Source organism: Campylobacter sp. CNRCH_2013_0898h (genome assembly GCF_025772965.1).
Lineage (GTDB): Bacteria > Campylobacterota > Campylobacteria > Campylobacterales > Campylobacteraceae > Campylobacter_D > Campylobacter_D lari_D.
Window position 1 is genome coordinate 1 of record NZ_JAKMTD010000002.1, and the last position, 25302, is coordinate 25302.

The window sequence follows — 25302 nt, forward strand, 5'->3', positions numbered from 1 at the left end:
GATTGTTTGATAAAATATATCTAAAACTAGCAAAGGCTTTTTAAATGTTAAAAAATGAAACTTATTTCATAGACTCTTGTGATGATGTAGAATTAAATATAAAAAGAGAAAGTAAATTAGAATTTAAATTAACTTATGATGATAGTAAAGAAATAGAGGCCATTGTTTGCGTTATAAACGGTATTGGCAGTGATATAAAAAGCATTTATTATATAAGTGATTATTGTGCTAGAAATTACAATGTAGCAGTTTTGAGTGTAAATTATCATGGTATAGGTAATCGTCCTCAAACTGGAGCACAATGGTATTTAGATGATATTGATAAACTTATTTTTGATGCAAGCTTAAAAGCTATTGACATAGAAATTCCTTATGATATATCAAAACTTAATACTTTTGAAGAATTTCATCCTGCTATGGAATATCTTAATAAAGAAATTCAAAAAAAGAAAGACGCTTGGAGGTTTGATAAAAAGTATTATTTAGACTTAAGTGCGAGTTTACGACCTACTAAAAACGAATATCAAAATTTTGGCATCATGCAAGCAACAGATATACTAAATGCTCTTTTATATATTAGAAAAAATTCTCCTTTTAAAGCTATGGGGGGGGTATAAAGCATATTTTAATCGGATCGTCTCATGGAGGTTATTTAGCAAATTTATGTGCAAAAATAGCTCCTTGGCTTGTTGATGTTGTAATAGATAATTCTTCTCATGTTAGTCTTACTAATTTATGGAGAGTTATAGGTTTTGGAAAAGAAGTTGATTATACTGAGTATTATTCGGTTGCGACTTTTAATTTCTTTCAAAATATAAGATTGTGTTGTTGTGAAAAAACACTATGGACTACAAACAAACAATCCCCTTATTATTTTTCACCTGCTAGAAAACTCATTAGAGAAACACTAAATAAAGATCATCTAAATATACAAGCAAAATATCCAAATCCAAAATATATTGCTTATCATTCTAAATTTGATGAATATGTTCCTTTAGAAGAAAAAGAAGAATATGTTAATATCTTAAAAGAACATGGACTTGATGTTGAATTTATAAAAGTTATAGATGAAAAACAAATAGATGGCAAATTTATTAAAGACTTAACTCATGGTATGGGTATACCTATAAAACTACTTATAAAAAAACACTTACCGCAAATTTTACAAGAGCCTTTAAAAGACAAAACTTGTAAAAAAGAAATCTCATATAAGTGTGATGATTTAATATATACTTTTAAAAAGGAAAATGAGCAGATTGTTTTAAGTGTGGAAAGGGTTTAAACAAATATTTGTTTAAACACCAGCTAAAGCTAAAAGATCGCTTACTTTTTCACATTTTTTAAGATCATCACCGCTAATTTGTTTACCAAGTGAGTTTTTAAATAGTACCATGATAGATACAAAAGCTAAGCTATCCCATTCATCAATATCATCTAAAATCATATCTTCTTTTAGTGTTTCATCCATATGCATAGCTTCGCTAATAGCTTCTAATAATTCTTCTTTAGTCATTTTTTTTCTCCTTTATAAATTGAAATTGTATCGGTTTTAAAGTTTTTATCAAAATTTATATAAGCACTCCCCCAGGCATATCCAGCGCCAAAAGCACTTAAAATGGCACTAAAATCATTTTTTTGTATTTCGCAAAGTAAAGCAGGTAAAGAGCAAGCGCTCAAATTAGCATATTTTGACATCAAAAAATTTGGTGCTTTAGAGCTATCAATACCCAAGTCATTTATAATAGAATCAACTAAAAATTGATTGGATTGATGCAATAAAAAATAATCCACTTCATCTTTATCTTTTTCACAAAAATCAAGCATTTCTTTTATGCTTTGGCTCTCAAGATTAAGCGCTTGATTAAAAATTTCAGCCCCATCCATGTAAAGATTATCTAAGCTTCTATGCTTATTGGTTTGAAATATTTCTTTATTGGAGCTTTTACTCTCATCAAGTTTAGCAAAAGCTCTATTAGGTATGATGAGTTTATCAAAACCTTCTCCATTAGAATAAAGCTTAAAAAAAGATTTTTCATTTGCACAGCTTATGAGTGTTGCGCTTACTCCATCGCCAAAGATTGGAGCTAAATTTGCATTCAAAGGATTTATGGTTTTACTTAAAGTATCACCACAAATTAATAAAATATTTTTTGCATTTTGATTTTCTAAAAAAGAAAAAGCTATAAATAAGCCATATAAATACCCCGAACACGCTTGATTTACATCAAAAGCTATGGTTTGAGGCTTTAAATTTAATCGTTTGTGAAGATAGTTTGCACATGATGGCATAAAAAAATCAGGTGTTTGAGTAACAAAAATCACCATATCAAGCTCATTTTTATCAAAATCGAGCATTTTAAATAAATTTATACTTGCTTCATAGGCTAAATCTGTTGTGCTAATATTTTCATCAGCGATAAATCTTTCTTGTATGCCTGAAATTTTTTTCATTCTTTTTAGCATTTTGACATCATTTTGAAAAACATCTTCTAAGCAATCATCTATATTTATACATTTATTAGGCACGCAAACGCTTATGCCTGCTATTTTGGCTTTATTAAAACTAGCTTTCAATTATAAGTCCTTCGTAATTTATCATTTCTTTTTGGATTAGAGTAAAATTTTCTTTTATATTTGCATTTAAACTATATAAAAATTCTAAAAATGGCATATTTTTTTCACCCTTTTGAAAGTATAAAATACATTCTTTTGTATTAAAATGCACATGTAATAACTCTATAGCCTTATATAGCATATTTTTTTCAAGCTTTCTTCCTAAGGCTCTACAGCTTATACAAAGATCTTTTATGATTAAATTTGTTTCATCTTTATAAGCTAAAAAAATTGCTATAATGCCACTATCACTTAATTTATCACTCATGCTTATAGTCAAAATAGCATGTTTTTGCATAAATTCTTCACATTCTTTTAAGCTTAATCTTGAGTAATTTGATATAAATTGATTAGTTTTATTAAGTAGTTGTGAAATTCTTTCAAGTTCATCTGCGTGGTTGATATGAAATTTCAAACAAATTTGTAATTTTTCAAAATATTCTTTAGGATTAAGCTTGCCAAGCTCTTGTCTTTGTAAATTTGCTTTAATATCAGCACTTCTTAACTCATCTTCTTTGCTAAAGCTTGTTTTTAAAAGTCTAGGATAGAGCTTTAAACTATAAGCACTATTTTCATCAGCTAGTAAGGTGTTAATATGAAGGTGTGATACATTTTCAATTTCGGCTATATTATCATCAATAAATAGCACACTATCAAAAGCTATATTAAAAAAATTTACAATTTCTTTAATATTTTCGTCTTTACTTTTCCAATTAGCCCTGATCATACTAAAATCATCAAGTTGTAATAAAAAGTCTTTTCTTTGTGAAAAAAGTTTTTTTACATCTTCTTCTTCATTTTTTGAAGCGATGGCGAGTAAAAAACCTTGATTTTTTAAATTTAAAAGCTCACTTTGTAAGGCTTTATGATTGCTAGATAAAGTAAGATTTTCAATGCCATCTTCGCCTAAAATTCCTTGGTATAAGGTATTATCAAGATCTATGATGATTGCTTTTAAAGTTGGTTGCAAGAAGCTAGGTAGGATTTTTAGTCCTAGAATTTGGGCTAATTTTACACAAGCTTTATTACTAAGTCTGCTTGCATTTATTTCAAAATTACTATCATCTATGATGAGATTTTCATCTAAAAAGGGCTTTAGTATTTTGCAAATACTATATTCTTTTAAGCTTGTATCGCCAAGTAAAAGTGTGATGATAGGAGCGTTGCTAATGCTTGATAGTTCTTGTATTTTTTCTTTGATAAAATCATCTACATTTTTTTTATAATTGTTTAAATCTATAAATATGATGTTTAAATCTGCTTTTTGAAAATTATCATAACTTAAACTATCATCATAAGAGCTTATGTTAAATTCAGCCTTTAATTTACTAAAGGCTAAAAATGCATTTAGTATGCTTGAAATCACTTCAAAAGAGTGATTTCTAAAAACATTAATAGTAATTTTTTTATAATGATTTTCCTTGCTAAGTTTTATGAGATCATTTCTTTTTAAATTTGGTGAAAAAAGATTCATTTTAGCTCCTTATTTTAAGCAATTCAGGATATAAAAGCTCATCCACTTCTTTTAAATCTTGAGGTATCAAACTTAAAGTTTGATTTGTTTTTGCTCTTGGAAATCTTGGCATTATGACTTGTATGTTTTTAGTTTTTTCAATGTATTTTATAAACACTTCCATTGCAGCTTTTGCCATACTGTATTCTTTCATATCTAAAGGTAAATCATCAACAAAAGAAGAAGAAGAAGTAAAAATTAAAATTGGATTAATATATTTTAAGATTTTATCTAATGCAAAAATATAATATTGCATAAAATTATATAACATTTTTTTATTAAATTGACTATTTTGAGAAGAAATTTTAGGTGTAGCAAAATAATATATATGAGTAGGATTGAATTTTTTAATAGTGTCTATAAAATTTTTGTTAACATTTAAAATATCAAGTGGTATAAAAGTGCAATTTGGAATTGTTTCGCTTGGATGGTTTGAATTATAGGTAGCTATAATAGTAGCGCCTCCAAGAGCTAATAATTTGGCGCATACATTTCCAAAACCACTACTTGCACCTATAATTAAAGCTTTTTGATTTGTGAAAAAATTTGTTTTTTGCAAATTAGAATATTTGACTTTTAATGACGAATAAGTTGTGTTTTTTATTAATTGAGGTCTGATAAATGCTTTAATGCTTCCTTTGCAGGGACTTAAAATGTTTATCATGTAACATTCTATGTTGTGATGTTTTTTGAAATTAAATAATAGTTTGTTATTTGTGTCACATTCTGAAAAGTCTAAATTTAAACTAGAATAAATACTATCTAAACCTGGAATTTTCATTCCAATTAAGCGCGTGCTAGCTATTAAAACAGCTATATTTCTAGAATTTAAATACGCAGAGCACAGCGGAAAAAGTTTCTTGAAAAGTTCTTTGTTGTAATCTAATTCCTCGCCATAATTTTTATTTTGTAGTAACTTGATATTATTTGGTTTATTTTTTTTAAATTTTATATGTTTTAAAAAAATACTTTCTATTTTAGTTTCATTTTCAATCTCAAATTCTATTTTTGAGAAAATTTGATTTTTATCAATGATTTCGTATTTTAACACATTGTTTTTTTGGTATTTTTTGATAATTTTAAATTTTTGATTTTTAAAAAGTGGATTTATAAAATTTGATTTAATTATTTTTATTTTAATTGTATGTTTGTGTTCTTTTTTTAAAAAAAATTCTATAGTTAGGAATAATTGGTATATTCCATATACAATTTGACCATTAAAATACGAATTTTTTGCAAATTCTTCATCAAGATGTATAGGGTTAAAATCTCCACTAGTATATGAAAAAATTTCTAAATATCTTTGGTCGACTTTATGCATTTTTTATTTTTTTTATTTCCTTAATAATCTCTTCTTGCGAATTTAATTTAACAAGAATGTCTTTATCAAATTTAACTTCAAATTCCTCCTCTAAACTCATTATGATGTCAATATGTGATAGCGAGGTCCAATTTTCACAATTTTGCATACTAAATTTTGTTTTATTATTTACTTCAATCTCTAATATATTAGATAGTATCTCATAAATTTTTTGCTCCATATATTTCCCTTTATTTTATTGTAAGTATTACTGTCATGATTATTGCGTTTTTTGTTTTTAGTGCTTTTTCTAAAGAATAATTATTCGCCATAAAATATTCACATTCTTTGATTTTCAATCCTGCTTTATTAAGTAATTCTTTAACTTCATCAGGATGAGAAAATAAATAAATATGATCAATTGCAGGAGCATTGATAGGTATAGTCGCAAAGATTTCTCCATTATCATTTAATAAGGCTTTTACATCTTTCATAAATTGTAAAGGTTGTTCAACATGTTCTAAAACCTCTCCCATTACTACCAAATCAGCTTTGTTGTTAAACTCACATTTGGTAAAATCTTTACATATAAATTCGCATTTAGTATTTATTTTGCCAAACTGATTTTCTACCATATCCTTGCTCATTTGACAACTTATAGGAGATATATCAATACCAAAATATTCTTTAAATTTTTGACTTCTTAGGGCTTTAACAAAAAACTCACCATGCCCTGGTCCTATTTCAAGATAGGTATTTTCTTGATTTTGTTTTTCATCTATATACTTAGCAAAATATCTTCTAACCTCAACATGAGCATTCCATATAAAAGAAGATATGGCAAGACCCACCATGTATTGCTTCATATAGTTTTCATTAAAATACACCATATTTTCTACTTCTGCTAAAGTGCTATATCTATATTTTCCAAATTCTATAAAATATCTAGTTTCTTCTAAAGTATCATTTAATACAACTATATAGCTTTGAGCTTGTTCTTCTAAAGTAATATTTAGTGTATCTTTGTAATAAACAATAAGCTTTTCTAAATCTTCATATTCTTCTTTAGAGAGTTGTAATCCATCTAAACATTTTTTGTGTAGTGGATTTTTTTCTTCTATTAGCTTAAATAATTCTTTTGTATTTTCTAGCATAATTTTTCCTATATAAACTTAGTTTACTAATATATTTTTATCTTTTTTTAGTTCGCTTATAATTATTCTTTCAAAATCATTTGTATTGATATATGAAATAATACCACCTCCAAATTGAATTTTGGAGAATATATTAGCATTATTTAAAATTATATTTATTTTTTCTAAATTTAATTCCGATTGTCTATCAAAATATCTTACATAGTATTGTATTTCTTTTTTGTATTCTTTTTTTTCATCTTTTATTATTCCTTGAAATATTTTAAAGTATCTATAATCTACTTTAAATTTTTCTTCTATATAGTGTATAAAAGTATGAGCCCAATCTAATCCAAAATAAATTATTTTGCCGTTGTTTTTTGTTAAAATGTCATATCCAGAATTTTCTCCAAAACAAGATAAATTTTGAGTATCAAATAATCCTTCTTTAGCTCCTTTTACAGCAAAGGAAAATATAGGATCATTAGTGCGTTTTACTCCTATTTGTTTGCGAAAATATTCATTTAAAGCACCTATTTTTGTAGGAGAATTTAATTTATCATAAACTTCATTTTTGCAAAAACTATAAGTAAATGTAGGCATGATTAAAGTACCTTCTTTACCTATAACTTCAAAAAAACAATCTAATATAGTTTGTAAAAATTCATTTCTAGGAAGCAAGGGTGTGCCAAAATTAAAAAGTTCACTATGCACACACAAAATATCGCCTTTTTTAATACCAAGTTTTTTAAAAGCTTCTATTAAATCTACATTAGAGTATTTTTTATCATTGTATTCTAAAAAATATTTCATTTTATCAATCCGTGAAATTTTAATTTTTCTATTAAATCTTTTAATTCATAAGCTTGCATGTTTAGTTTTGAGGCTATATCTAAAACATCGTTTTTACCATCACAATATGCTAAAAAATTACATGATATTGGTATATCATTGGTTGAAGAAGTATTGATAGTATGGTATAAGGCTCTTTTGCCTAAATTTGGTTCACAAAATATCGTATTTTGATAAATTTCATTAACCTCTAAATTCATAATGATTTCTTGCATAGCTTTTAAGCCACCTTGCAATCCCTCTTTACTGATGAAATTTAAGTCATCCTTGCTAGTATGATATTCTTTATACTCTAGATACTTGCTTCTACAAATTCCAACTACGGGTAAATTTACCAAAGGAGAGCAGTATTGTCTCTCATCGCTTCCTCTATCTAAAAAGCTAAATTCTTTAAAATTATTTTTTTCTTTTAAGGTATGCAAAGCTACTTTATCTGCTAGGGTATTTTCACTTGGAGTGTGAATGAGTGAGTAAGCATTATCATCACCTATGCAAGAGAGTACAAATCCTGCTTTAGTGTGTTTTTGCAAATACTTTAAATGTTTACTAAGATAAACTATACTCCCTATAGTTTCAGGAGCAAAAACAAAACGATAATTATATTTTCTCTCTTTAAGTTCTAAAAGCCATTTAGCTAAAAATGCAGCTACCACAGGACCACTTAACTCGTTATTTGCCATAGATGGATGACAAAGATAAGTGGAAATTAAAATTTCATTTTTTGTTTCTTGCGTGCTAGGTATGAGTAAATCAGCATAGTTTAAAACTCCATTTTCATGGTGCTTTGCATCTATGAAAACTTTATATTTTCCTTCTTTTAATTTAACTCTATCTTTGTGTTTTATACAAAACCCCCAACACCTTTTATAATAGCTTGTCACATAAGGTATGGCATCAGGCATATCCTCTATAGAGTAAAGATGCTCTTGTAAGCTTGCTAGATCAAGCTCTGTGTCTATGCCTGTGCTATAGTTTAACACATGAAGATTATTTTGCTTAAAATCACAAATTTTTTCTCCATCTGGAGTGATGATATAAGCATCGTTTATCTCCCATTCAGCAGGCACTTCCCAATCAAACACTTTGCTCCCGCTTGCTATAGAATGAATTTTTAATATACCCCCCCCCATAGCTTCATCAAGTATTTTTAAGCTTTGTCTAAAGCCTTTCCCGGTAATACTTCTGCATATAGGAAAAAGCTCACAAGCTAGCTCATACATACCTTTACTCACAACAAGCCTTTTTAGTTTCTTCTAAAATCTTAAATAAACTATCTTTAATAAATTGTGCTTCTTTTAAATTCATTTCTTGATGAGCAGGTATGCTAAGTTCAGCTTTATAAAAATTATCCGCATTTTCTAAGAATAAATTTCCATATAAGTTTTTATAATAACTAAACTCATAAGTAGGCTTATAATGCACTTGTACACCTATGCCCAAATTTAATAATTTTTCAAAAATAATCTCTTTTTGGCAATAAAACTCAGGAAAAAGCAAAATAGGATATAAATGTCTTGAGCTTTTTTTATAATCTTTGATTTTTATAGTGCTAAAATAAGGATTTTTTTCAAATTCTTTATCGTAAAAACTTGTGATGATTTCTCTTTTTTCTAGCATATTATCAAGTTTTTTAAGTTGATTTATACCCAAAGCACAAGCTACATCGCTTAAACGATAATTATAGCCTAGTTCAATCATATCACTATCCCAAAGCCTTTTTTTGACTATGCCATGACTTCTTAAAAGCTTAATTTTTGAGATTAATTCCTCATCATTGCTAACAACCGCACCACCCTCAAAGGTTGTGATAGGTTTAACCGGATGAAAAGAAAATATGCTCAAATCCCCCATAGAACCTACTTTTTGATCTTTATAAATAGCACCTAGAGCATGACTTGCATCATCAATTAGTGGGATGCTGTGTTGTTTAGCTAAGGCTAAAATTTCATCCATTTCTACACTATTTCCCGCAAAATCAACCACGCAAATTGCTCCTATATTAGAGCTATCTTGGCTTAATCTTAAAGCAAGTTTTTTCTCATCAATATTTCCATCGCTTTTTACATCTATAAACTCAACCCTAGCACCTGCCATTAAAGCTGCATTTGCAGTCGCAGCAAAGGTAATGGGGGTTGTTAAGACAATTTTATCTTTTACATTTAAAGATAAATATGCAAGGTGTAAAGCAGAAGTAGCTGAATTTAGCACGCAAGCATATTTTACACCTACATATTCACAAAGGGCTTGTTCAAATTCTTCAACCTTTTTTCCACCGGTTAAAAAATCATCTTTTAAAGCCTCACAAACTACTTGTATGTCTTGTTCGTCAATATTTTGATGAGAATAAGTTATCATTTTTCAAGCTCTGTATGATTTATTATATTTAAAAGCTCTTCTTGGCTAATCCATGATGGATTATTATCAGAGCTATAAGAAAAGCCATTAGAAACTTTTTTACCCTTTTGTCCTTTTGCATTTATACTAAAATCAACATTAGTGTTATTAAATTGAATGCTTGGGCTAATGGCATAATAATTTTCAAATTCATAAGTTAAATGACTATCATCACTTGAAATCATAATTTCATGTAGTTTTTCACCTGCTCTTATACCTATGATTTTATGAGCTAAATTAGGAGCCATAGTTTTAGCTAAATCAACGATTTTCATAGAAGGAATTTTTGGTACGAAAATTTCTCCTCCATGCATATAGGCAAAATTATTCAGCACGAAATTAACTCCATCTTCTAAGGATATCCAAAATCTTGTCATTCTCTCATCCGTGATAGGAAGTTCTTTAGCACCTTCATTGATGAGTTTTTTAAAAAATGGTATGACAGATCCTCTTGAACCTACTACATTACCATATCTTGTAACGCTAAATTTAGTATGAGAATTTCCTGCGATGTTGTTTGCTGCTACAAAAAGCTTATCACTTGCAAGCTTTGTAGCTCCATATAAATTAATAGGATTGCATGCTTTATCGGTTGAAAGAGCGATACATTTTTCTACATTATTTTCCAAACACGCATCGATTACATTTTGTGCTCCATGGATATTAGTTTTTATACATTCCATTGGATTATATTCTGCAATTGGCACATGTTTCATAGCAGCTGCATGAATGACAAAATCAACATCCTTCATTGCTATACTCAATCTTTCTTTATCTCTTACATCGCCTATAAAATAACGCATACAATCATCATTAAATTCTCTTGCCATTTCAAATTGTTTTAACTCATCTCTTGAATAAATGATGATTTTTTTAGGTTTGTATTTTTGAAGTAAAGTTTTAGTATAAGTTTTTCCAAAACTTCCTGTGCCACCGGTGATTAAAATGCTTTTTCCATTAAACATATATTTTCCTATTACTTGACTAAGTTTTTATATCGGTTGAAAATAAAATTATTTTAAAATTCTTGGTAAAGTTATACCTGTTTGAGCTTGGTATTTACCCTTTTTATCAGCATATGTTACATCACAAGGCTCATCTCCTTGTAAAAATAAAACTTGAGCTATACCCTCATTAGCATAAATTTTAGCAGGTAGTGGGGTTGTGTTTGAAATTTCTATAGTGATATGTCCTTCAAAACCTGGCTCAAAAGGGGTTACATTTACTATAATGCCACATCTTGCGTAAGTGCTTTTGCCAAGACAAATAGCCAAAACATCATTTGGCATTTTAAAATATTCAACTGTTCTTGCAAGCGCGAAAGAATTTGCAGGTACTATACATACATCGCCTACAAAATCTACTACATTTTCTTCTACAAAATTTTTAGGATCTACAACGGTGGAATTTACATTAGTAAAAATCTTAAATTCTCTTCCAACTCTTATATCATATCCATAGCTTGAAAGCCCATAACTAACTATACCTTTACCTATGTTTGCTTCACAAAATGGCTCTATCATATTGTGCTCTAATGCCATTTTTTTGATCCAATTATCCGCTTTTAAGCCCATTTTTGTCCTTTATAATTAAAGTGAATTTTTAAATTATATCTTAAAATAAAAGTAAAAAATAAATAATTGAAGTTATTTTTAGTATTTTTATATATAATTATAAATTAAGTCTTATAAATTAAGGAGAATATATGACAAAAGAAGAAATCAAAGAACTAATGCAACTTTTTGCAGAAGCAAATATAAGCAAGATTAAAATAAAAGAACAAGATGGATTTGAAATAGAACTTGAAAGAGATATGTGTTGTGAATTACCAGCTCCAGCTCCTGTTGCTCCAGCTCCACAGCCAATTAATGTAAATGTAGTTAATGAAACCAAAGCAAGCTCAAACTCTTCTAACAAACCGACTATCAATAGCCCTATGGTAGGTACTTTTTATCAAGCTCCAAGCCCAGGTGCAGCACCTTTTGCTAAAGCAGGACAAACTATCAAAAAAGGAAGTACTATAGCAATTATTGAAGCGATGAAAATTATGAATGAAATCGAAGCTGAATATGATTGTAGGATAGTAGAAGTATTAGTTGCAGATGGCCAGCCTGTAGAATTTGGTATGCCTTTATTTGTGGTGGAGAAATTATAAAATGGAAATTAAAAAAGTTTTAATAGCAAATCGTGGAGAAATTGCATTAAGAGCTTTAAGAACTGTAAAAGAAATGGGAAAAAAAGCAATTTGTGTGTATTCTACTGCAGATAAGGATGCTTTGTATTTAAAATATGCTGATGCGAGTATTTGCATAGGAAATGCTAGAAGTTCAGAAAGCTATTTAAATATCCCAGCTATTATTAGTGCAGCTGAAATTAGTGAAGCGGATGCGATTTTTCCAGGATATGGATTTTTAAGTGAAAATCAAAATTTTGTTGAAATTTGTGCAAAACATAATATCAAATTCATAGGCCCTTCAGTAGCTGCTATGGCACTAATGAGTGATAAAAGTAAAGCAAAACAAGTAATGCAAAGAGCAGGTGTGCCTGTAATCCCAGGAAGCGATGGGGCTTTAGGTGGGGTTGAAGCAGCAAAAAAACTTGCTAAAGAAATAGGCTATCCTGTGATTTTAAAGGCAGCAGCAGGTGGTGGCGGCCGTGGTATGCGTGTAGTTGAAGATGAAAAAGATTTAGAAAAAGCTTACTGGTCAGCAGAAAGTGAAGCGATGAGTGCTTTTGGTGATGGAACTATGTATATGGAAAAATACATCCAAAACCCACGCCATATAGAAGTGCAAATCATAGGAGATAGCTTTGGAAATGTGATACATTTGGGTGAGAGAGATTGCTCTATGCAAAGACGCCATCAAAAACTTATAGAAGAATCTCCTGCAATTTTACTAGATGAAAAAACAAGAGCAAGACTTCATGAAACAGCAGTTAAAGCTGCTAAGGCTATTGATTATGAGGGTGCGGGAACTTTTGAGTTTTTAGTGGATAAAAATTTAGATTTTTATTTTATCGAGATGAATACGCGTTTGCAGGTTGAGCATTGTGTGAGTGAGATGGTAAGCGGGGTAGATATTATCGAGCTTATGATTAAAGTAGCAGAAGGGTATCCTCTACCAAAACAAGAAGAAATTAAACTTAAAGGTCATTCTATAGAATGTAGAATTACTGCTGAAGATTCTAAAACTTTCTTACCTTGCCCAGGTAAAATCACAAAATATGTAGCTCCTGCAGGACGCAATGTAAGAATGGAAAGCCATTGTTATCAAGATTATAGTGTGCCTCCATATTATGATTCTATGATTGGAAAATTAGTCGTTTGGGGAGAAGATAGAAACACAGCTATAGCTAAAATGAAAATAGCCTTGCAAGAGCTTATTGTAGGTGGGATAAAAACAACCAAGGATTTTCATTTAGCGATGATGGATAATGCAGATTTTATCAATAATAATTATGATACAAATTATCTTTCAAGACATTAATTGAAGATAGGTTTTAACCTATCTTAATTCTTCTATATGAGCATTTGCTCTTATTTTATCAAGATGATTTTTTAAGGCTTGTTCTTTTTGAGTTAGGGTATAGACATTGCTAACTTGATCTTTGATTAAATCAAATTCGATAGGATTTTTACCATATTTTTCTTTTACAAAATACACTATATAAGCATTTTCGCCATTTAACACTGGAGTAAATTCTCCTATTTTTGTATTATTTAACAAAGCAAGTAATCTTGGATCTAAACTAGCTGCGTTTAAACTAATGGCTTTTGATTTAATTTGAGAATTTTTATACATAGGATTTTGTGCAAGCTGTTGTAAAAGTTCAGGATTGGTAGAATTATAAACAACTAAGTCTATATTTGAAAAAGTGCTAAATTTATCAAGATTGCTTTCATAAAAATGTTTTAGTGTTTCATCATCAATATTGATTTTTGCATTTTGCATTATGCTTCTATAAAGTTTTTCTCTTTCAAGATCTTTTCTAACTTTGTTTTTAAAAACTTCAAAACTTAAACCATCTTTTTCTATCTTTGCTTGCAAACCATTAATGTCAGTTTTATTGCCTTTTGCTATTTGGGCTAATTTTTCATTAAGTTCAAAAGTGCTTACATAAATTCCTAGCTTTTTAGCTTCACTTTGTTGAACTTTATCATCTACTAAAAATGCTATAGCTTTTTGTTTGTCATTAGTTTTTAATTCTTTCATAGTTTGTTCTATATCATAAAGAGTAATAGGTTGATTTTCTACTACCATTGCTACACCACCAAGGGTTTGAGCATATAAAATATTTGCAGCAAAACAACAAGATATTAAAAATTTTCTCATATAAAACCTTTATTTAAGTGTAAATATAGCATTATAACAATAAAAATTTAAAAAAGGTAAAAATATGCAAGAAATCACAACGCGTTTCGCTCCTTCTCCAACAGGATATTTGCACATAGGAGGGCTTAGAACAGCTTTATATAATTATCTTTATGCAAGAAAAAATAAGGGTAAATTTTTATTGCGTATTGAAGATACGGATTTAAAAAGAAATTCACAAGAAGCTACGCAAGCTATTATAGAAGCATTTAAATGGTGCGGACTTGATTATGATGGGATGATTGAGTATCAATCCCAAAGATTTGATATTTATAAAAAATACATTCAAAAATTACTAGATGAGGGCAAGGCTTATTATTGTTATATGAGCAAAGAAGAGCTTGATGAGTTAAGAGCTAAGCAAGAAGCAGCTAAAGAGCGTCCAAAATATGATGGTAGATATAGAGATTTTAAAGGAACTCCCCCAAGTGGTATTGAGCCTGTGGTGCGTATAAAAGCACCACAAAGTGGAGAGATTAAATTTATAGATGGCATTAAAGGCGAGGTTAGTTTTAAGGCTGAAGATATCTTAGATGATTTTGTAATTGCAAGAAGCGATGGTAGCCCAATTTATAATTTAACCGTTGTAATTGATGATGCACTAATGGGTGTGAGTGATGTTATAAGAGGAGATGATCATTTATCAAATACTCCAAAACAAATTGTCCTTTATGAAGCACTAGGCTTTAAAATACCTAAATTTTATCATGTAGCTATGATACATGGTGAAGATGGCAAGAAACTTTCTAAGCGTCATGGAGCAACTGATGTGATGGAATATAAAAATATGGGGATTTTACCTCAAGCCTTGCTTAATTTCTTAGTGCGTCTTGGTTGGAGTCATGGCGATGATGAAATTTTTTCTTTAGAAAGTATGCAAGAGCTTTTTGATCCAAATCATATTAACAAAAGTGCTTCTTGCTATAATTTTAAAAAATTAGAATGGCTTAATGCTCATTATATTAAAACTTTACCTTTTGAAGAAATCAATAGACAATTAAAAGATTTAGGATTTGATTTAAGTCAGTATGAAAAAGCAGGCTTTTTGCTAGATATGTTAAGAGAGAGAGCTAAAACCTTACATGATATTATTAGTGGGGCTAAAGTGTTACTAAATGACCCAAAAGAATATAATCAAAAGGCTGTAGATAAATTTCTCAATGTTACAAATTTAACTTATTTGGAAAAATACGCTATGGTTTTAAATGAGCAAAAAAATGCTTGTGAATTTGAAGAATTAACTAATCAATTCTTAGAAGAAAATAATCTTAAGTTAAAAGATCTAGCTCAAGCTATACGCATCGCACTCACAGGAAACTCGGTTAGTCCTAGTATATTTGAAGTATTGGAATTTTTAGGAGTGCAAAAGGCTAAACTTAGGATAAAAAATTTACTAAATTATATGAAGGAAAAATAATGAATTTAAAAGAAGAGGCTTTAGAATATCACTTAGGTGGTAAAGTAGATATTGTTGCTAGAAAGCCTATGGATAGTGCACATGATTTATCTTTGGCGTATTCTCCTGGGGTTGCTGAACCTTGTATTGAGATAGCAAAAGATGAAACTTTAGCTTATAAATACACTAATAAAGCTAATTTAGTTGCTATAGTAAGCGATGGTAGTGCGGTTTTGGGACTTGGTAATATAGGAGCGAGTGCAAGCAAACCTGTTATGGAAGGAAAGGCTTGTTTGTTTAAAAAATTTGCTAATGTTAATGCTTATGATTTAGAAATTAATGCTCATAGTATAGATGAAATTGTTACTTTTTGTAAAGCTATAGCGCCTACTTTTGGAGGGATTAATTTAGAAGATATTTCAGCACCAAAATGTTTTGAAATAGAAGCTGCCTTGCAAGATCTTGGAATTCCTGTAATGCATGATGACCAACATGGAACCGCGATCATTTCTACAGCAGGATTAATGAATGCTATGGAAATTAGTGGTAAAAAATTTGAAGATATTAAAGTAGTGGTAAGTGGTGCAGGTGCAGCAGGTATTGCAAGTGCTAGAATGTATAGAAATTTAGGGGTTAAAAATATTGTTTTAGTAGATAGTAAAGGTGTGATTAATACTCAAAGAGATGATTTAAATAAATACAAACTAGAATTTGTAAGCGATACCAAAGATAGCACTTTAAGAGAAGCTTTAAAAGGTGCTGATGTATTTTTGGGTTTGAGTGCACCTAAGATTTTAGATGATGAGATGATTTTAAGTATGGCAAAAGATCCCGTGATTTTTGCACTAGCTAATCCTGTACCTGAAGTAATGCCAGAAGATGTTAAAAGAGTTAGAAACGATGCTATAGTTGGAACAGGTAGAAGTGATTATCCAAATCAAATTAATAATGTTTTAGGTTTTCCTTTTATCTTTAGAGGAGCTTTAGATGTAAAGGCAACTAAAATTACTGAAAATATGAAAATAGCAGCCGCAAAAGCTTTGGCTGATTTAGCTAAGCTTGAAGTAACTGATGAGGTAAAACAAGCTTATGGAGTAGAAGAGCTTAGTTTTGGTAGAGATTATGTGATACCAAAACCATTTGATAGCAGAGTAAAAGCTGTAGTTAGTGCTGCGGTAGCAAAAGCTGCGGTTGAAGATGGAGTAGCTTTGATAAATAATTTTGATTATCAGAGATATTTTGATATTTTAAAATAATTTTTTATAAATTAAGTTTTATTTAAAATAATTTTTTATTATAAAACTTAATTTTATCTATTTTTTATTGCTTATATGAGTTATAAAAACATATTTTTTAAAAATCATTTAAAAAATATGTTTTAAATGTTACTTTTTTTCTTTTTAAATTATATAAATTTGATATTACTAGTGTTTTTAATAAAATTAATTTATATTTAAGATATTTTTTAATAGGATATTTTTACTTAATCATAGAAAGGTCGAGATGATTTTTGGTAAGATAGATTATCTTAATTTACTCCCTTTACATATCTATCTTAAAAAATCAGCTTTTCCTAGCTATGTTAAGCAAACTACAGAATACAAAAAAGGGGTTCCTAGTAAGCTAAATCGCCATTTGTATTTTAGACGCATTGATGCAGCGATTATCTCAAGTGTTGAAAGTCGTAGAAAAAAATACAAAACCTTAAATGTGGGGATTTGCGCAAGCAAAAAGGTAAAAAGCGTTTTAGTGAAAAAACAATCTGAAAGCAAAGAAGATGTAAGCTCTGCAACTTCTAATGCTCTTGCAAAAGTTTTAAAGCAAAAAGGGGAGGTTATCATCGGTGATAAGGCTTTAAAACTTTATTTGCAAAATCCAAAAGATTATATTGATTTATGCGAATTATGGTATGAAAAGACAAAACTACCTTTTGTTTTTGCTCGATTTTCTTGTATTAAAAATTTTTCTATTTATAAAAAAATGATGAAAAATTTCACAAAAAGTAAAATTTTCATTCCGCAATATATTTTGCTAGATTATTCTAAGTCAAGAAATCTTTCTCAAAAAGAAATTAGTGCATATTTAAAGCTAATTTACTACAAAATAGGAACAAAGGAGCAAAAGGCGCTAAAAAAATTTTTAGCTAATGCAAACAGCAAGATACTATAAAAAGGACAATTTATGAGTATAGCTAAACAATATATCAATGAAACCTTAGAAAAAATTCAAGCAACTTCCCCAAGACAACCTATCTTTTTTCAAGCAGCAACTGAGGTGTTAAATTCTTTAGAACCTTTACTTGAATCTAACAAAACTTATCAAGATCATGCTATATTAGAGCGTATTGTTATGCCTGAAAAAACGACTATTTTTAGAGTAGTATATATTGATGATGCAGGTAAAGCTCAAACGCATTTTGGTTATAGAGTACAGTTTAATTCTAGTTTAGGACCTTATAAAGGTGGGATCAGATTTCATCCTAGTGTAGATTTAGATGTTTTGAAATTTTTAGGTTTTGAACAAATTTTCAAAAACTCTCTAACAGGTTTAATGATAGGGGGAGCTAAAGGAGGAGCAAATTTTGACCCTAAAGGTAAAAGCGAAGCAGAAATTATGCGTTTTTGTCAAGCTTTTATGGCCGAGCTTTCAAAAATCATAGGTGCAAGCACTGATGTGCCAGCAGGCGATATAGGGGTTGGCGCTAGAGAAATTGGATATATGTTTGGAGCTTATAAGAAAATTAGCTCTAATTTTGATGGAACTTTAACGGGAAAGAAAATTCCATGGGGTGGAAGTTTAGTAAGAACAGAAGCAACAGGGTATGGCTGCGTGTATTTTACTCAAGAAATGCTAGCAAAATACAACAATGCATTAGAAGGAAAAGAGTGTGTAGTTTCAGGTAGTGGAAATGTGGCAATTTATACCATAGAAAAATTACATCAACTTGGTGCAAAAGCAATCACAATAAGCGATAGCGATGGATTTGTTTATGATAAAGATGGGGTAGATTTGGATTTATTAAAAGAAATTAAGGAAGTAAAAAGAGCTAGAGTGAGTGATTATGCAATGCTTAAAAAAGGTGCTATTTTTACTCCAAAAAGTGCGTATAAACAAGGTTGTAATGGAGTATGGAGTATACCTTGTGATATAGCTTTTCCAAGTGCTACGCAAAATGAATTAAATTTAGAAGATATTAAAACCTTATATCACAATGGTTGTCGTATGGTAGCAGAGGGAGCTAATATGCCAAGCACACTTGAAGCGATCGATTTTATGTTAAATCAAAAAGACTTTTTATTTGCGCCAGCTAAGGCTGCTAATGCAGGTGGTGTAGCGACTTCTCAACTTGAAATGCAACAAAATGCAAGTATGTGTCAATGGAGCTTTGAGGAAGTTGATGCAAAATTACATAAGATTATGAAAAATATTTTTGAAAATTCATACGAGTGTGCAAAAGCTTATAATCATGAAGGAAATTTAGTAGTAGGTTCAAACATAGCAGGCTTTAAAAAAGTAGCTGATGCGATGATTGATCATGGTTATATTTAAAAAGATGGCTTAAATGCCATCTTTAGTGTATATAAAAAAAGCTTGTTATTTGATTGGCGATTTTTTCTTCTAAAGACTCTTTGGCTCTGTCTATATTGCCAAGATAAGCAGTTCTTGCTAAAAGCGAGGTGCTTTGAGTAGAGTTTTTGGAGCTAATTTGTAAATTAACTTGCAAAAGATAGTAATTTTCTACTTCCATTTCAAAAACATCATCTATTTTATCAAAATCATTATAAAAAAATCTCGCATTAGAAGCGCGTAATCTTTGTGCGTAAGAAAATTTCTTAAAATCTACTATATTGATATAAATTTTATAATCACTTTGAACATTATTTAAAACTAATCCTAAATTTTGTAATTTTTGAGCGAGCTTGGCTTCTAAATTTGTGTTTAATTTTGAAGGATTATTGATGTGTAAAGAAAAACTTTGATTTTTATTAGCATGCAGGAAAATACCTTCATTATTTGTTTGGATAAAAGTTTGCATAGGGCCTGTGCAAGCACTTAAAAATAGTGCAAACACAAGCAAGAAAAAATTATTTTTGAGCATCGATTATAGTTGGCACAGCACGAAGACCAAGTTTAGAGTATTTTGCGAAAGTTTCTCTTACTGCTTTAACCTCAGCTTCACTAGGTTTTTTATAATCTTTTAAATTTTTATCATAATATTTTTTCATGATAGCGATTTTTTGTGCATCATCTTTAGCATTTTTACTTTCTTTGTAAATTAATGCAGATTTTTCAAAAGCACTAGTATCATGGATAGGGGTTAAGATAAATTTCACTTGATGGGTTTTTAGTGTTTCTTCTATTTTATCTAAATGCATTCTACAATATGGACATTCAGGATCGCTAAAAACATAAAGTAAAGGTTTGTTTTTATCGCCTAAAGAAATAAACATTTTTTCTTTTTTAAGTTCAACTAGAGCTTTTTTTGAAAATTCAGCTTGTTGTTTTTCCATGAGTTTTGCTTGATAAACTTGAGAGTAAAATTCACCTTTTTTTACATCAATTACTTCAGTTGTGATGATATTATCTTGAGTGAAAACGATTTCTTGGAAATTTTTACCACTAATTTCAAAATTAACTATCACAGCTTCAAAGTTAGTATCAGGAATTTTTTCTCTACTAGAAACACTAATGTTTGCATTTGATAAATTTGGATTTTTCTTAAAAAAATTAATAATTTCTTCATTGCTTGCAGCAAATAAAGAGCTAGCAAGGGTTAAGAGAGCTAAAGATTTTTTCATCATTTTCCTTTGTTTTAAAATTTTTGCACATTATAAAATGTAATCTTTAACACTTAGATTTTTAATATTCTTTTTTCCTCTATTTTTTTAACTTGAGGATAGTTTTTATCAAGATATTCTAAATAAGCTATGGCATATTTTCTTGAAATTTGAAAATGATTTTTAACAAAAGCTACATCTAAATGATGATTTTGCAAAAGTTTTAAAAACTCTTGCATGAGATTTTCAAGAGTATTTTTTTCTATAAAAAGATTATGTGCTAATCTTTTGACTTTATTTTCTTTGGTGAGTTTTTTTAAGATAAGATCCCCATTTTTCCTATCAAGCTCTAAATATTCATAAAGATTATAAGGTGCAGTAGGTTTTATACCTTCTTTTTTTAAAATTTCATAAAGCTCACAATGAGCCTTTTCTTGTAATTTTTCAAAATCTTGTCCTTTTAAAAACCATATGCCATCTTTAAAATCTAATTTTTCTTGCATTTGCTTGAGTGTATAAGCGCAAAAGCTCTCACTTGCCCAGCTAAGCCTTAAGGCGATAGAATGAGGCGAGATTAAAGCATAAGGATTTTTAGAGAAAATAAAATCAATAAATTCTTTCAAAGTTTGCATAGCATTTAAATCATATACATTTAAAGCTTGCTTATCGACAAAAACATGATTTAAGCTTTTTGCTAGGTTTAGGGCTTGCTCATGAGTGAGTTTAAAGCGTTGATAGCTTGAAAGTAATCCAAAGCCAAGTTTGTGAGTTTGTTTTAAAAACTCAAATACCTTTTTTAAATCTTTTTGTTCTAAAAGTGCTAAATACTTAGCTTTTATATCTTTTTTTAAAGGCTCACTTACCGCATTAAGTACCACACCACCGCTTTTAATACGCCCATTTTCAAGCAAGATGAATTTATCATCAAAACACAAAGGTAAGTTTTTATCAAATTCTAAGTTAATATAAGTTTTATCTTCAAATTCTTTGATTACACTAATTTTTGCATTAAGCTTTTTTGAGCCGCTGCAAAATTCTAAAATACTTCCGTGTTTAATCTCTGCATTAAAAACAACCCCATCGATACTTTTAAAGCTTTTAAAAACACCTTTTTTACTTAATATATAGCCTTTTTTTAACTCATGATAATCACAATTTAAACTCAAAGCAACTCTATTATAAGCTTTTGCTTCTAAAACATTTTCTTCATGAATTTGTATGTTTTTTACAATGATATCTTTTTGATTTTCAAGGCAAAAGATTTTTTCATTTTTGCTGATTTTTCCTTCATTTAAGCTTCCTGTTACTACCGTTCCTATACCTTTTAGAGAAAAAACTCTATCAATGTAGTATCTAAAAATCAAATTTTCATCATTTTCTTTAGGCTTTAAACTAAGTAGATAGTTTTTTAAATTTAATATACTTTGCTCATCATAAATGCTTGTTGGAAAAACTTTTAAGATATTGATTTTAAAGGCTTTTAATTCTTTTAAAAGCTCTGTTTGCTTTTGCGTTAAATCCTTGCATAAATCAACCTTACTCAAAATAAGCACCACATCTTTTACGCCTAAAAATTCCAAAACCCTTAAATGCTCTATACTTTGAGCCTTTAAACCCTCGTTTATATCTATGACAAACATACATACTCTAAAGCCAAAAGCACCACTTATCATAGTTTTAATCAAACTTTCATGCCCAGGCACATCAATAAAAGCAATGTTTAAATTTTCACTTTTTAAATTTGAAAAGCTAAGATTAATCGTAATGCCTTTTTCTTGCTCTTCTTTTAAATCATCACCCTCAAAACCATTTAAAGCTTTAATAAGCGAAGTTTTACCATGGTCAATATGCCCAGCAGTGCCTATGATAATACTATGCATGAAATACCTCTTTAATAATGCTTATTATTTTGTTTAAATCTTTTTCTAAAATACTTCTAAAATCTAGCACAAAATGCCCATTTTCAATACGGCCAATCACACCTTTTTTTCTAAATTTTTCTTGTAAAAGCAAGGCTTTCTCATCAAAACTTAGTACAAAAGTATCTAAGCTTTTATCAGGCATAGAGCCACCGCCTACTAAACTTTTAGAAGTTTTTAACTCACATTTTGTAGGAATTTTTTCTTTGACAAAAAGTGCCTTTTTTTCTACGGTTTTTAAATCATCATTTAAAAGTTTTAGTGTAGGAATTTTTTCATATTCTTTTTCTAAGTATGCTTTGGTAGTTTCATTTAAAAAAGCTAGAGTGATTTTATCAACCCTTAGCATTCTTAGAAGTTGATTTTTCTTTAATTGTTGAATGTATTTTTTCTTTCCAAGTATAATGCCTGCTTGAGTAGAGCCAAAAAGTTTATCTCCACTAAAACTTAAAATATCACAATGTTTTAAAAGATCTTTCACGCTTGGCTCGTTTTTGCTAAGTTGTTTATTAATCTTTTCACACCAGCCAGCACCCAAATCATAATAAGATATGAGTTTTTTCTTTTTTGCCAAAGCATGAATTTCGCTTAAGCTTACTTCTTCAAAAAATCCTTTAAAAGCAAAATTAGAACGATGAGTTTTTAAAATCATCTTAGTATTTTCATTGATAGCTTTTTCATAATCATACAGATGAGTTTTATTAGTCGTGCCTATTTCTTTTAGTTTAACCCCAGCTGCTAGCATAACTTCAGGAATTCTAAAATTTCCCCCAATCTCAACTAACTCACTTCTTGAAGTAATAACTTCTTCATTTTTTGCTAAGGTGTTTAAGATCAAAAATACAGCTGAGGCGTTGTTATTAACAACCAAGCAATCTTCACAATCAAATAATATTTTTAAATTCGCACTAAGTGCGTCATACCTTGAGCCTCTTTTACCGCTTTGCATGTTAAACTCTAAATTTGAATAAGAGCAGATGATTTCTTTAGTTCTTTCAAAAATACTCTCATCAATAATGCTACGACCAAGATTAGTGTGTATGATAACTCCACTAGCATTGATCAAACTTTGACTTTGCATATTTAAAAACTCATCAATGTTTTGAGCAATTTTACTTAGCAAATCTTGCAAGCTAAAATTTAAATTTTCATTTTTACTTAGTTCTTTTTTACAATTTGAAACAACTATTTTTGCAAAATGAGATCTTAAATACAAAGGATAATTAGCCAAGTTTTCATCGTTTATAAGCGTGTTTATGGGTGGAAAATTTCTAAATTTGTTCATCTTAAACCTTAAGAATAAATTAGTAAAATTATAACTTTTTTATAATGAAATTTATATAATTAAGATTAAAAAATTTAAAAGAGAGTGTTATGAGAGATTTTGTATTTTTAGAAAATGAAGATTTAATTCCCCTAAGCGATGATATTAGCATAGTTCAAAAAACCTGTGATGAAGAAGTTTTTATAGGAAATTCAAAGCTTTTAAACCCTGAAGTTTATGCACCTGAGATTAATTTTTACCTTAAAAACTCACAAGATGATGTGCTAAAAAAAGCTAAAACTATTGAGTCTTTATATAAGATTAGATCTAAAGTTTATGATTTAGGACTTGACTTAGAATATACAAAAGAAGTGGGTAAAAATGTAATTATTGTAAGCAATGAGGATCAAAATGAGCTTATTGAAAGTTTAAAAAAACAAGAATACAAGGTTTTAAAACTAAGCAATGAGCAATGTTTGGGTGTTTTAGGTTGCGTGGGCGAGCTTTGTGTGATAGCTTTAAAAGATAATGAGCAAGTAGAAATTGATTGTGATTTTTTCTTATATGATGTAAAAAAAGAAAGTTTTGATCAACAAAGTGGTTGTTATGATTTAACTACCTTAAGTCAAGAAGAACTTATAAAACTTTTAAATTCTAATTCTCCAAAATATAAATTTAGAAATTATATTAGTTATGATGATAGTATTTGTCAATACCATGAAAGAAGAAGTGTGCATTGTGGAAAATGTGCCGAAATTTGTACTAGTGTGGCTATTTTAAAAGATGATGAACAAAGAAAATTAGAATTTTCTCATGTGGATTGTTTAAGCTGTGGTGATTGTGTGGGGATTTGTCCTAGCGGGGCGCTTGATTATGCACCTATGCCACGCAATAGCTTTTATGAAATTTTAAAATTTTATGAAGATAAAATCATTTTAATAATCCCTGAGAAAATGTCTATAGAAAATTTAAATATCGCTTTAAAAGAAGATGTAATGCCTTTTATGATTAAAGGCGAAAACTATCTTGATCAAGCGCATTTTTTAGCTATGCTTCAAACAAGTGGTGCGAGTGTGATTTTTTATAGTGATGGCTTATCGCAAGGTGCTTTAGAAGTGATAGCTTTGATGAATGAAATTTTTCAAAGAAAATTTAAACAAAATGCAATTTTTCTAGCTAAAGATGAAAAAGAACTTTTAGAGGCTATAAATCAAGCTCATTTTATAGAAAATCTCAAATTTATTTCTTATAATCCTGCACTTTTAAAAAGAGAAGATTTTGCTATAAGATTAAGAGAGCTTATAAAAGAAGAAAATTTAGGCAATATCCCAAGCAAAGAATGGATACGCTATGGAAAAATCACTATCAATACAGATACCTGTACCTTATGTCTTTCTTGTGTGGGAGCTTGTAATGTAGGAGCTTTAGTAGCTGATGCTAAGGATAATTCTTTGAAATTTAATGCAAGCTTATGTACTACCTGTGGATATTGTGAGGCAAGTTGTGCTGAAAAAGATACTTTAATGCTTCAAAGAAGTGGGATAGATTTAGAAAAAGAGTATTTTTCTTTTATGGTTTTAGCTCAAGATGAACTTTTTGCTTGTGTAGAGTGTGGGAAAGAATTTGCTACTAAAAAGGCTATTGAGAAAATCGCTAGCATTATGAAACCAAGATTTATGGGCGATGAAGCTAAGATAAAAACACTATATTGCTGTGCTGAATGTAAAGCAAAAGTAATGATACAAAGTATGAATGTGCTTTAAGCTA

At 29.3% G+C, this 25302-nt stretch carries 23 protein-coding genes and 1 pseudogene; 8 read left to right on the forward strand and 16 right to left on the reverse strand.

Annotated features, from left to right (window positions below):
• The first annotated feature begins 44 nt into the window (after nt 1–44).
• Nucleotides 45–1282: pseudogene (locus L8X50_RS01055) on the forward strand (DUF2920 family protein).
• Between the two features lie 12 nt (nt 1283–1294).
• Here L8X50_RS01055 and L8X50_RS01060 read toward each other — a convergent pair.
• The 11 genes from L8X50_RS01060 to dcd are packed head-to-tail and all read right to left on the reverse strand — an operon-like array spanning nt 1295 to nt 11379.
• On the reverse strand, nt 1295–1513 hold the full coding sequence (locus tag L8X50_RS01060) for an acyl carrier protein (protein WP_214100219.1): 219 nt from the start codon (nt 1511–1513) through the stop codon (nt 1295–1297).
• Entirely contained in the window at nt 1510–2574 is a 1065-nt protein-coding gene (locus tag L8X50_RS01065; protein ID WP_263660162.1) for a beta-ketoacyl-ACP synthase III, read from the reverse strand. Before L8X50_RS01065 ends, L8X50_RS01060 begins: the two co-directional genes overlap by 4 nt.
• Complete coding sequence (locus L8X50_RS01070) at nt 2564–4087, reverse strand: HAD-IIIC family phosphatase (protein ID WP_263660163.1); 1524 nt, start codon at nt 4085–4087, stop codon at nt 2564–2566. Before L8X50_RS01070 ends, L8X50_RS01065 begins: the two co-directional genes overlap by 11 nt.
• 1 nt (nt 4088) lies before the next feature.
• Nucleotides 4089–5447, reverse strand: coding sequence for a MaoC/PaaZ C-terminal domain-containing protein (locus L8X50_RS01075; protein WP_263660164.1), 1359 nt, complete (start codon nt 5445–5447; stop codon nt 4089–4091).
• Nucleotides 5440–5667, reverse strand: coding sequence for an acyl carrier protein (locus L8X50_RS01080; RefSeq protein ID WP_133319780.1), 228 nt, complete (start codon nt 5665–5667; stop codon nt 5440–5442). The genes L8X50_RS01075 and L8X50_RS01080 overlap by 8 nt, the downstream gene beginning before the upstream one ends.
• A 10-nt stretch (nt 5668–5677) precedes the next feature.
• Entirely contained in the window at nt 5678–6580 is a 903-nt protein-coding gene (locus L8X50_RS01085; protein ID WP_263660166.1) for a class I SAM-dependent methyltransferase, read from the reverse strand.
• An 18-nt stretch (nt 6581–6598) separates the two neighbouring features.
• Nucleotides 6599–7372 carry an AAC(3) family N-acetyltransferase gene (locus L8X50_RS01090; RefSeq protein WP_263660167.1) on the reverse strand — a complete coding sequence of 258 codons (774 nt, stop codon included), beginning with the start codon at nt 7370–7372 and terminating at the stop codon, nt 6599–6601.
• Nucleotides 7369–8631 (reverse strand): DUF4910 domain-containing protein, encoded by a 1263-nt coding sequence (locus L8X50_RS01095; protein ID WP_263660258.1) that lies wholly within the window; start codon nt 8629–8631, stop codon nt 7369–7371. The genes L8X50_RS01090 and L8X50_RS01095 overlap by 4 nt, the downstream gene beginning before the upstream one ends.
• Before the next feature lie 4 nt (nt 8632–8635).
• Nucleotides 8636–9766 (reverse strand): UDP-4-amino-4,6-dideoxy-N-acetyl-beta-L-altrosamine transaminase, encoded by a 1131-nt coding sequence (gene pseC, locus L8X50_RS01100; RefSeq protein ID WP_263660168.1) that lies wholly within the window; start codon nt 9764–9766, stop codon nt 8636–8638.
• Complete coding sequence (pseB, locus tag L8X50_RS01105) at nt 9763–10770, reverse strand: UDP-N-acetylglucosamine 4,6-dehydratase (inverting) (protein ID WP_133319776.1); 1008 nt, start codon at nt 10768–10770, stop codon at nt 9763–9765. The genes pseC and pseB overlap by 4 nt, the downstream gene beginning before the upstream one ends.
• A 48-nt stretch (nt 10771–10818) precedes the next feature.
• On the reverse strand, nt 10819–11379 hold the full coding sequence (gene dcd / locus L8X50_RS01110) for a dCTP deaminase (RefSeq protein WP_012661997.1): 561 nt from the start codon (nt 11377–11379) through the stop codon (nt 10819–10821).
• A 131-nt stretch (nt 11380–11510) separates the two neighbouring features.
• On the opposite strand from dcd, the gene accB reads away from it, so the two are divergent.
• Both accB and L8X50_RS01120 read left to right on the forward strand, forming a co-directional pair.
• Nucleotides 11511–11960 (forward strand): acetyl-CoA carboxylase biotin carboxyl carrier protein, encoded by a 450-nt coding sequence (gene accB, locus L8X50_RS01115; RefSeq protein ID WP_039626958.1) that lies wholly within the window; start codon nt 11511–11513, stop codon nt 11958–11960.
• A gap of 1 nt (nt 11961) precedes the next feature.
• Nucleotides 11962–13293, forward strand: coding sequence for an acetyl-CoA carboxylase biotin carboxylase subunit (locus L8X50_RS01120; protein WP_039619123.1), 1332 nt, complete (start codon nt 11962–11964; stop codon nt 13291–13293).
• A gap of 18 nt (nt 13294–13311) precedes the next feature.
• Here L8X50_RS01120 and L8X50_RS01125 read toward each other — a convergent pair whose 3' ends face one another.
• The gene (locus L8X50_RS01125; protein WP_263660169.1) at nt 13312–14139 is read right to left on the reverse strand and encodes a peptidylprolyl isomerase; all 828 of its coding nucleotides are present in this window, start codon (nt 14137–14139) and stop codon (nt 13312–13314) included.
• Between the two features lie 64 nt (nt 14140–14203).
• Between L8X50_RS01125 and gltX the strand changes: the two genes are divergently transcribed.
• The 4 genes from gltX (at nt 14204) to gdhA (ending at nt 19123) form a co-directional block, all read left to right on the forward strand.
• Entirely contained in the window at nt 14204–15595 is a 1392-nt protein-coding gene (gene gltX / locus L8X50_RS01130; protein ID WP_263660170.1) for a glutamate--tRNA ligase, read from the forward strand.
• On the forward strand, nt 15595–16830 hold the full coding sequence (locus tag L8X50_RS01135; RefSeq protein WP_263660171.1) for a malic enzyme-like NAD(P)-binding protein: 1236 nt from the start codon (nt 15595–15597) through the stop codon (nt 16828–16830). The genes gltX and L8X50_RS01135 overlap by 1 nt, the downstream gene beginning before the upstream one ends.
• 247 nt (nt 16831–17077) lie before the next feature.
• A complete protein-coding gene (locus L8X50_RS01140) occupies nt 17078–17743 on the forward strand; it encodes an MqnA/MqnD/SBP family protein (RefSeq protein WP_263660172.1) in 666 nt (221 codons plus the stop codon).
• Between the two features lie 12 nt (nt 17744–17755).
• Nucleotides 17756–19123, forward strand: coding sequence for an NADP-specific glutamate dehydrogenase (gdhA, locus tag L8X50_RS01145; protein WP_220566920.1), 1368 nt, complete (start codon nt 17756–17758; stop codon nt 19121–19123).
• A 22-nt stretch (nt 19124–19145) separates the two neighbouring features.
• On the opposite strand, the gene L8X50_RS01150 is transcribed toward gdhA, so the two are convergent.
• Genes L8X50_RS01150 through selA form a run of 4 tightly spaced genes read right to left on the reverse strand, consistent with a single transcriptional unit; the run spans nt 19146 to nt 23556 of the window.
• Nucleotides 19146–19673, reverse strand: coding sequence for a hypothetical protein (locus L8X50_RS01150; RefSeq protein ID WP_133319770.1), 528 nt, complete (start codon nt 19671–19673; stop codon nt 19146–19148).
• The gene (locus L8X50_RS01155; protein ID WP_220566922.1) at nt 19660–20373 is read right to left on the reverse strand and encodes a thioredoxin fold domain-containing protein; all 714 of its coding nucleotides are present in this window, start codon (nt 20371–20373) and stop codon (nt 19660–19662) included. Before L8X50_RS01155 ends, L8X50_RS01150 begins: the two co-directional genes overlap by 14 nt.
• 53 nt (nt 20374–20426) lie before the next feature.
• Nucleotides 20427–22232, reverse strand: coding sequence for a selenocysteine-specific translation elongation factor (gene selB, locus L8X50_RS01160; RefSeq protein WP_263660173.1), 1806 nt, complete (start codon nt 22230–22232; stop codon nt 20427–20429).
• Nucleotides 22225–23556: an L-seryl-tRNA(Sec) selenium transferase gene (gene selA / locus L8X50_RS01165; protein ID WP_263660174.1), complete on the reverse strand. Its 1332-nt coding sequence runs from the start codon at nt 23554–23556 to the stop codon at nt 22225–22227. The genes selB and selA overlap by 8 nt, the downstream gene beginning before the upstream one ends.
• 89 nt (nt 23557–23645) lie before the next feature.
• On the opposite strand from selA, the gene L8X50_RS01170 reads away from it, so the two are divergent.
• Nucleotides 23646–25298, forward strand: a complete 1653-nt coding sequence (locus tag L8X50_RS01170; RefSeq protein ID WP_263660175.1) for a 4Fe-4S dicluster domain-containing protein — start codon at nt 23646–23648, stop codon at nt 25296–25298.
• Nucleotides 25299–25302 lie beyond the last annotated feature (4 nt).

Coding starts and splice junctions, on each gene's coding strand:
- L8X50_RS01070 (WP_263660163.1), bottom strand. CDS start 4,087: ATGAATCTTTTTTCACCAAATTTAAAAAGAAATGATCTCATAAAACTT.
- L8X50_RS01060 (WP_214100219.1), bottom strand. CDS start 1,513: ATGACTAAAGAAGAATTATTAGAAGCTATTAGCGAAGCTATGCATATG.
- L8X50_RS01150 (WP_133319770.1), bottom strand. CDS start 19,673: ATGCTCAAAAATAATTTTTTCTTGCTTGTGTTTGCACTATTTTTAAGT.
- L8X50_RS01125 (WP_263660169.1), bottom strand. CDS start 14,139: ATGAGAAAATTTTTAATATCTTGTTGTTTTGCTGCAAATATTTTATAT.
- L8X50_RS01155 (WP_220566922.1), bottom strand. CDS start 20,373: ATGAAAAAATCTTTAGCTCTCTTAACCCTTGCTAGCTCTTTATTTGCT.
- gdhA (WP_220566920.1), top strand. CDS start 17,756: ATGAGTATAGCTAAACAATATATCAATGAAACCTTAGAAAAAATTCAA.
- pseC (WP_263660168.1), bottom strand. CDS start 9,766: ATGATAACTTATTCTCATCAAAATATTGACGAACAAGACATACAAGTA.
- L8X50_RS01075 (WP_263660164.1), bottom strand. CDS start 5,447: ATGCATAAAGTCGACCAAAGATATTTAGAAATTTTTTCATATACTAGT.
- L8X50_RS01135 (WP_263660171.1), top strand. CDS start 15,595: ATGAATTTAAAAGAAGAGGCTTTAGAATATCACTTAGGTGGTAAAGTA.
- accB (WP_039626958.1), top strand. CDS start 11,511: ATGACAAAAGAAGAAATCAAAGAACTAATGCAACTTTTTGCAGAAGCA.
- L8X50_RS01085 (WP_263660166.1), bottom strand. CDS start 6,580: ATGCTAGAAAATACAAAAGAATTATTTAAGCTAATAGAAGAAAAAAAT.
- L8X50_RS01095 (WP_263660258.1), bottom strand. CDS start 8,631: ATGTATGAGCTAGCTTGTGAGCTTTTTCCTATATGCAGAAGTATTACC.
- selA (WP_263660174.1), bottom strand. CDS start 23,556: ATGAACAAATTTAGAAATTTTCCACCCATAAACACGCTTATAAACGAT.
- L8X50_RS01120 (WP_039619123.1), top strand. CDS start 11,962: ATGGAAATTAAAAAAGTTTTAATAGCAAATCGTGGAGAAATTGCATTA.
- L8X50_RS01140 (WP_263660172.1), top strand. CDS start 17,078: ATGATTTTTGGTAAGATAGATTATCTTAATTTACTCCCTTTACATATC.
- gltX (WP_263660170.1), top strand. CDS start 14,204: ATGCAAGAAATCACAACGCGTTTCGCTCCTTCTCCAACAGGATATTTG.
- pseB (WP_133319776.1), bottom strand. CDS start 10,770: ATGTTTAATGGAAAAAGCATTTTAATCACCGGTGGCACAGGAAGTTTT.
- selB (WP_263660173.1), bottom strand. CDS start 22,232: ATGCATAGTATTATCATAGGCACTGCTGGGCATATTGACCATGGTAAA.
- L8X50_RS01080 (WP_133319780.1), bottom strand. CDS start 5,667: ATGGAGCAAAAAATTTATGAGATACTATCTAATATATTAGAGATTGAA.
- L8X50_RS01090 (WP_263660167.1), bottom strand. CDS start 7,372: ATGAAATATTTTTTAGAATACAATGATAAAAAATACTCTAATGTAGAT.
- L8X50_RS01170 (WP_263660175.1), top strand. CDS start 23,646: ATGAGAGATTTTGTATTTTTAGAAAATGAAGATTTAATTCCCCTAAGC.
- dcd (WP_012661997.1), bottom strand. CDS start 11,379: ATGGGCTTAAAAGCGGATAATTGGATCAAAAAAATGGCATTAGAGCAC.